This is a genomic window from Pseudoduganella namucuonensis, from assembly GCF_900116645.1.
Classification (GTDB): domain Bacteria; phylum Pseudomonadota; class Gammaproteobacteria; order Burkholderiales; family Burkholderiaceae_D; genus Rugamonas; species Rugamonas namucuonensis.
Genome location: NZ_FPBO01000049.1, coordinates 48,749 through 55,528, shown reverse-complemented (window position 1 = coordinate 55,528; position 6,780 = coordinate 48,749). Strand labels below are relative to the sequence as shown.

At 66.8% G+C, this 6,780-nt stretch carries 7 protein-coding genes; 3 read left to right on the top strand and 4 right to left on the bottom strand.

The annotated features are described in order from the left end of the window. On the top strand, positions 1-165 hold a 165-nt coding region (locus BM436_RS32415), incomplete at its 5' end, for a transposase (RefSeq protein WP_177307706.1). Between the two features lie 191 nt (positions 166-356). Here the strand turns inward: BM436_RS32415 and BM436_RS32410 are convergent. Further along, on the bottom strand, positions 357-920 hold the full coding sequence (locus BM436_RS32410) for an RICIN domain-containing protein (protein WP_093560632.1): 564 nt from the start codon (positions 918-920) through the stop codon (positions 357-359). A 250-nt stretch (positions 921-1,170) separates the two neighbouring features. Here BM436_RS32410 and BM436_RS32405 point away from each other — a divergent pair, with 250 nt between their 5' ends. Then, entirely contained in the window at positions 1,171-3,576 is a 2,406-nt protein-coding gene (locus tag BM436_RS32405) for a S8 family serine peptidase (protein WP_177307704.1), read from the top strand. A gap of 19 nt (positions 3,577-3,595) precedes the next feature. Here BM436_RS32405 and BM436_RS32400 read toward each other — a convergent pair whose 3' ends face one another. Together BM436_RS32400 and BM436_RS32395 are read right to left on the bottom strand one after the other, a co-directional pair. Then, positions 3,596-3,943 carry a GFA family protein gene (locus BM436_RS32400; RefSeq protein ID WP_093560628.1) on the bottom strand — a complete coding sequence of 116 codons (348 nt, stop codon included), beginning with the start codon at positions 3,941-3,943 and terminating at the stop codon, positions 3,596-3,598. Between the two features lie 24 nt (positions 3,944-3,967). After that, positions 3,968-4,315: a hypothetical protein gene (locus BM436_RS32395; protein WP_093560626.1), complete on the bottom strand. Its 348-nt coding sequence runs from the start codon at positions 4,313-4,315 to the stop codon at positions 3,968-3,970. Between the two features lie 121 nt (positions 4,316-4,436). On the opposite strand from BM436_RS32395, the gene BM436_RS32390 reads away from it, so the two are divergent. After that, positions 4,437-5,762, top strand: a complete 1,326-nt coding sequence (locus tag BM436_RS32390) for an amidohydrolase (protein WP_093560624.1) — start codon at positions 4,437-4,439, stop codon at positions 5,760-5,762. Positions 5,763-5,770: 8 nt separating this feature from the next. On the opposite strand, the gene BM436_RS32385 is transcribed toward BM436_RS32390, so the two are convergent. Further along, positions 5,771-6,760, bottom strand: a complete 990-nt coding sequence (locus tag BM436_RS32385; RefSeq protein WP_093560622.1) for a response regulator — start codon at positions 6,758-6,760, stop codon at positions 5,771-5,773. Positions 6,761-6,780 lie beyond the last annotated feature (20 nt).

The following is a 6,780-nucleotide window of genomic DNA, read 5'->3' as shown; positions in this document are numbered from 1 at the left end:
GCCGGCACCGAACTGGCCCGAGCCTGCACCGCGACGATCCGCGTCAAGCTGCTCAAAATCGGCGCGGCCATCGTGCGCAACACCCGCCGCGTGCGCGTGCTGCTTGCCTCGCAGCATCCCCTCAAGCACGTCTTCATCAGCGCCGCTCGCGCAATGGCCCCATAGCGCATGACAAGTGCTGTCCCCGGCACGCTATAAACAATGGGGGTAGGGGAAATTGCGTCTTGCGCTGCCATTTCCCCCTCAATCTCGTCGAAAACAGCCGACCTGGGCACCCTCGCCACCTCTGCACCGAATCTCGCCAGGGCAGAGACTCACTGATGAAATATCCGGGCTAGCGCCCGGCGACCGCCCGTCTAGAGCTTCAGCCTGATGGTCCAGCGGCGCGACATGTCGGTGTCGCAGTTGAACTGCAGCGCCCTGACATTGTTCTCGGTGCTCACCCCGCCGGCATTGGTCAGGCATTTGTTGGTCTGCACGTTCCTGATCTGGTGCAGGCCGCTGCCGGTCACGTCGCTGATGCGCCAGGTGCGGGACGGATGGTCGTCGCAGTTGAACTGCAGCGCCGTCACGTTGTTGTCGGTGCTCACGCCGCCCGCGATCGTCAGGCATTTCCCCGTCGGCACGTTCCTGATCTGGTAGATGCCCGCGCCGCCCGTCTCCGTCAACCTCCAGCGGCGCGACGGATCGCTGTCACAGTCGAACTGGACGGATTCGACGTTGTTCTCGGTGCTGACACCGCCGGCGATCGTCAGGCACTTGGCCGTTTTCGCGTTGACCAGCATCAGTTCGCCGTTGACCTGCTCGGCCCGCGCGGCCCGGGGCAGCGCGCCCATCAAGGCCGCCGCGACAATGGCGGCGCATGGGATGGCCAGCTTGCGAAACACGATCTGATGTTTTTGTGAATTGGAATGCCTCATATGAACCTCCATGGGTTGAAGTGATCATGAACCGCCGTGCCACCGCCCAACATCGGCCCGACTCGTCTCGACGTTGTTGAGTAAAGCTTGGACCACGCGAGACCTCAGGCGTTCAGTCCCGCTGGAGGAAGGCCGAAGCGGGCCGCCCCTCCCTTGCGTGAACCGATCCTCCTCCGTGCAGTCCAACCTTCGGGCTTGCGGACGCCCGCACGGCATTGCCCGCTAATCAGTGATGTGTATGGAGGAGACAATGGAAAATCAGGTCCACACTGGCGCCAGGGACAACCAACCCAACCACGCGCGGTTCGATCGTCCGCGCGTCGTCATCCGGTTTCGGGAGGGCGTCGCCCTGGACGGCCAGGCCAACATTGAAGATCAGATCGAGCGCTCGGGCATCGGTCCATGGAAGAAGTTGAACGGGGCTTTCCCCGGCATCAAGCTCAGCCCCGTATTCACCCATCTCGGCGCGGGCGAGTTGCAGGAGCTGACGCGCCGCGCGATGCGGATGGATCCGGGCTACCGGGCGACGGACTTCGGCGCCTTCTACTACGCGGACACGCCACCCGAAACAGACTTGATGGCGCTCGTGAAGACACTGCTGAACTGGAACAGTGTCGAGACCGCGTATATCGACCAGGCCGGGCCAGATCCGCTCGTCAACGGGTCGGACGATCCGCGTTTCGTGAACCAGGGCTACCTCGATCCCGCGCCGGACGGCATCGACGCCGAGTACGCCTGGGGCTTCGCGGGCGGCGACGGCGCCTTGCAGGGCTTCATCGACATGGAACGGGGCTGGACACTGAACCATGAAGACATCGCCGCGCACGGGGCGACGCTGTTGCATGGCACGATACTGAACAGTTCGCGCGCGCACGGCACCTCGGTGCTGGGCGAAATCTGCGCGGTGGACAACACGGTCGGCTGCGTCGGCATCGTTCCGAACATCGCGTCGGTGAACGTGGTCTCGTTCAACGGCAGCACCCGCCCGGACGCGATCCTGGCCGCGATCACCAGCCTGGGCTTCGGCGAGGTGCTGCTGCTGGAGGCGCAGGTCTATCTCAATGGCACCAGCCTGCTGGGGCCGATCGAGGCCTACGATGCCGAGTACGAAGCCATCCGGCTGGCGACGGCGCTGGGTATCGTCGTGGTGGAGGCCGGCGGGAACGGCACCAACAACGGCTCCACGCCGCCACTGAACATGGACACCTACACGACGCTGGCGGGACGGGCCATCCTGAACCGGGACGCGGCCAATCCGGACTTCCGCGACTCCGGCGCGATCATCGTCACCGCGGCCAGTTCGACGGCGCCGCACACCCGCCTGCCCTACGCGCCGCACGGCAAGCGCATCGATTGCTATGCCTGGGGCCAGGACATCAATACCCTGAACTCCGATTCGGCCGGGGCGACCAACATTTACACGACGGGGTTTGGCGGCACGTCCGGCGCGTCCCCGATCATCACCGGCGCGGCGCTGGCGGTGCAAGGGCGCGCCGAGGCGCTGCTGGGCACCCGCTTCAGCCCCCGCCAGGTGCGCGTCGTGCTGAGCGATCCGGCGACCGGCACGCCACCCGCCGCCACCGAGACGACGCAGATCCGGGTGATGCCGAATTTGCGCAATATTTTCGACGCGGTCTTCAACAGCGCGCCCGACCTCTACATCCGCGACTTCGTCGGCGACACCGGCGAGCCGCACACCGGCGCGGTGAGCGCGAGCCCGGACATCATCCTGCGGCCGACGCCGGTGGCCGATCCCCAGTTGGCCTTCGGGGCCGGCAGCGGGACGGAGAACAGCGCCATGCTCGGATACGAGGCCGAAGCCGGCCAGGACAATTTCATTTATGTGCGCGTATTGAACCAGGGAGGCTCGTCCGCCGCGAACGTCGAGGCGACGGTGTATTGGTCGCCGGTGGCCACGCTGGTGACGCCGGACATGTGGACCCTGGTGGGCACCGCCACCTTGCCCTCCGTGCCCATAGGCGAGCAACTGACCGTGGCGCCGGCCATCGTCTGGAACCAGGCGGACATTCCCGGTCCCGGCCACTATTGCTTTGTCGGGCTGATCGGCAACTCCGCCGATCCGCCTCCCGCCCCGGCCGACTTCCTGAACTGGGACAATTTCGTGCGTTTCATTCAGGAGAACAACAATGTGACCTCGCGTAACTTCAACGTCGAGGACAACAATCCCGACATCGGCGATCCCACGGTCCCGAGGGGCTTCCAGGCGCTGAAGTTCCTGATGCCGGGCGCGCCCGACAAGGCCCGCGACATGGCGCTGGAGCTATTGCTGAAACTGCCCGAGGGCGCGAGGGGCCTGCTCGAGGTGCCGCTGGTGTTCTACGAACTGCTCAAACAGAGCCACCAGGTCGGGCGGGTCGACATCGACGGTGAACGCCAAGTGGCGCTCATCCCCGTCAACCCGCACGGGCGGTCGCGTTTTGGCGACATCCTGCTTCCGGCGAGGTCCCGCACCTCGCTGCGCCTGCTGGTCCAGATCCCCGACGAGGCGCGCGACAACAGCCATCAAGTGACGGCGCGGCAGATCTGGCGCGAGCGGGAGGTTGGACGGGTCACGTGGCAGCTGCGGCCGGTGGAGCCACCCGACCCGGGCAGGACCGCCGCCCCCGCCACCCCTGGCTCACCCGCGCCAACGTAAGGATGACGCGACAGCTGACTTAGTGCGCCCGGCCGTCGTAGTGCTGCAACGGCACCGACGACGGCTCGAAGTCCTCCAGGCAGTTGAGGTTGACCGCCGCCATGGCGTTGCCCTTCTGGTCCACGCCCTCGCCGTACGGGTGGATGCCGCACGTCTTGCAGAAGCGGTGCCTGATCACATGCTTGTTGAAAGTGTAGGACGCCAGCGCGTCCTCCGGCGTCAGCAGCTTGAGCGCGGCGCGCGGAAAGAAGGCCAGCAGCGCGCCCTTGCGGCGGCAGATGGAGCAATTGCACGAAAGCGCGCCGGTCACCTCGCCCTCCACTTCGAACTTCACATTGCCGCAATGGCAGCTGCCGCGATATAGCATGTCGATCTCCTTTATATGGGTGGATTATCTCGCCGGTCTGTCCAGCGCCTCCAGCACGCCCTTGCGGTGCTTGTGCGCCAGCTCAAAGCTGCGGATCTTGCGCCGCTGGGCGGCGGTGAGCTCGTCCAGGCGGCTGCGGATCTCCGGCACCGTCAGCTTCTGGTAGTCGCCGATGGGCAGCTCGCCGCCGGCGCCGCCCTTCCGGGCCGCCGTCTTCTTCTGCTCCTTGGTCTCGCCTTGTTCACGGCGCTGCTTGTTGACGATGCGCGCCGCCACTTCCTCTTCCCGGCCCTTGTAGCGGCCTTCCTTCTCGAACTTCTCTTCGAGCTCGTTGTACTCGCGTTCCCGTTTGGGGCTGGCTCCTCGTGGCATCACAGTACTCCCGGTGGATTTGTGGTATCGGCGATCATACAAAATTCACCACGCCTTGAGCGCACATTCCGTGGTGTCCTATGCTACATTGTTTGATCATTACTGTGTGGAAAGGACGAACATGAAACGGTTGATCATGGCATTGGCGTGCGCGGGCGCGTTCCAGGGCGCCGCGCTGGCGGCGGAGTCGGAACTGCACCAGGCCGTCGCGCGCGACTATGCGCAGAATCTCGCCCCGCTGTTCGACTATTTCCACCGCAACCCCGAGCTGTCCTTCATGGAGACCAAGACGGCGGCGCGCCTGGCGCAGGAACTGCGCGCGGCCGGCTTCCAGGTGACCGAGCGCGTCGGCGGCACCGGCGTGGTGGCCATCATGAAAAACGGCCCCGGCCCGATGGTGATGATGCGCGCGGACATGGACGGCCTGCCGGTGGAGGAGAAATCCGGCCTGCCGAACGCGTCCAAGGTGACGCAGAAGGACCGCGAGGGCAACCTCTTCCCCGTCATGCACGCCTGCGGCCACGACGTCCACATCACCAGCCTGGTGGGCACGGCGCACCAGATGGCGGCCCGCAAGTCGCAATGGTCGGGCACGCTGATGCTGATCGGCCAGCCCGCCGAGGAGCGTGTGGGCGGCGCCATCGCCATGATGAAGGACAATCTGTGGCAGCGCTTCGGCAAGCCCGACTACGCGCTGGCCTTCCACGTGTCCTCGCCGCACGAACTGGGCAAGCTGGAGGTGCTGGAGGGCTCGCCGTATTCGGGCGCGGACACGGTGGAGGTCGAGATCCACGGCGTGGGCGCGCACGGCGCCAGTCCGCACACGGGCAAGGACCCGGTGGTGATCGGCGCGCAAATCGTCATGGGCTTGCAGGCGCTGGTCAGCCGCGACCTGCCGCCGCGCGAGCCGGGCCTGATCACCGTGGGTTCCTTCCACGCCGGGACCAAGGCCAACATCATTTCGGACAAGGCCGTGCTGCAGATGACGGTGCGCAGCGAGTCCCCCGCCGCCCGCAAGCTGCTGCTGGACGGCATACGCCGCGTGGCGCTGAACACGGCGCGCGCGGCCGGCGTGGCCGAGGACAAGCTGCCCACCGTGCGCGAGGTGGACGATCCCGCGCCGCCCACCGTCAACGACATCCCGCTGACGCGCCGCCTGAAGCAGGTGTGGTTGGAGAAGATGGGCGCCGACATCATGGACGCCGAGGCGCCGCGCCTGGGCATGGGCGCGGAGGACTTCCCGGGCTTCACCACCTCGCCCTACATCCCCAGCGTGTACTTCCGCGTGGGCGGCACGCCGAGGGCGGCGCTGGACGCGGCCAAGGCGGGCGGGCCGCCGGTGCCGGGGCATCACAGCGGCATTTTCAAGATCACGCCGGAGCAGTCGGTGCGCACCGGGGTGGAGGCGACGGTGATCGCGCTGATGGACTTGATGAAGAAGGGGTAGCGGCCCGGCTAAAACCGTTCCACCCACGCCGCCAGCTGCGCCGGCGTCATCATCTCGTCGGCCTGCTCCAGCCTGCCCTGGACGCCGCCGCCCTCTCCCGCCGAGATGCGCAGCGACCAGCCATGGCGCCCCAGCCACAGCAGCGCCGCCAGCCAGAACGCGTGCTGCGACGACACCACGTCGCCGCTCGGCGTCTCCAGGAACTCGGCCAGTTCGGAAGGCTTGTGGAACAGCACGCCGTTGTCGCCCAGCTGGCCGCAGCTGTCGCCGAAGGTCTCCACCATCATGCCCAGGATGCGCCTCGGCTGCGCGTCCGGACAGCGCCTGGCCATGGCGTCCAGGTGCTCGCGCACGGCCAGCCCGAAGGCGGCGCCGCGGAAGGCCTCGGAACTGGTCAGGTCCGAATGGTCGATCAGCAGCCAGTCCGGCTCGGGCGGCGTCAAGCCCGCCGCCAGCGCGGCCGACAGGTAGGTCTCCACCGGCAGGAAGGACACCTGCCCGGCGATGGTGGCGCCGAGCGCGTACACGGCGCCGATGCGCGCGGTGGTCACCTGCTTTTGCCGCACCAGCAGCTTCTCGCGCAGCAGTTGCGCGTGCTCCCTGCGCAGCCGCGCCAGTTCCAGCGCCTGCCTCAGCTCCATGCGCAGGGCCTCGATGTCCCACGGTTTCTGGATGTAGCGGTGGATGCGCCCCTGGTTGACCGCCTCCACCGTGTGCTCCATCTCGGAATACGCGGTGGTCAGTATGCGCACCACGTGCGGATGGCGCTCCCACGCGTGGCCCAGCAGCTCGTTGCCGTAGCCGCCGGGCATGCGCTGGTCCGACACCAGCACCGCGACGCGGTCCGCGTACGCGTCCAGCAGCCGCCTGCCCTCCTCGACCGAGGCGGCCGTGATCACCGGCGCCAGCGCGCCCATCGCGCGCTGGAAGTACTTGAGGGCGGTGGGCTCGTCGTCGACGTACAGGATGGCCGGATTCTGTTGGGTGGCTTCGGTCATGCTCGTTCCTTGTGTGGGCA